The following is a 339-nucleotide window of genomic DNA, read 5'->3' on the forward strand; positions in this document are numbered from 1 at the left end:
AACGGTAGACTTGATCTCAAAGGTCACGAGATGCCCATGCGGTGCTCGACCGTGTGTGTCGACCAACACATGGAAGGGCGGGTTTCGAGTGTCTGTATTCGTTGCAGAACAAAGGAGGCACCTTGATGAGAAGGTTCAAGCTTTTTCAAGTGGTTCTACCGGCCATAATGCTTCTAGCCGGCTGCAAATCCGATCTGACGGCCGACATTGCTCTGAGCGAGCTGTCGGCGCCCGCGTCATATCTTGAAGCCCATCTTTCGGTTGAGGTCCCCTCCTGTACCGAGGGCGAAACCGATTTCGAGTCGTCGACACTGCTGGAACTCAAATCGCGCGTGCCCG

At 55.2% G+C, this 339-nt stretch carries 1 protein-coding gene; it reads left to right on the top strand.

Annotated elements, in window-relative coordinates; all coding sequences use genetic code 11:
* Nucleotides 1-125: 125 nt before the first annotated feature.
* Nucleotides 126-339, top strand: a 214-nt coding sequence (locus H6A60_RS12895) for a hypothetical protein (protein WP_205105263.1), incomplete at its 3' end; no start/stop codon positions are given.

It is taken from the genome of Sutterella massiliensis, assembly GCF_016899755.1.
Taxonomy (GTDB): domain Bacteria; phylum Pseudomonadota; class Gammaproteobacteria; order Burkholderiales; family Burkholderiaceae_F; genus Sutterella; species Sutterella massiliensis.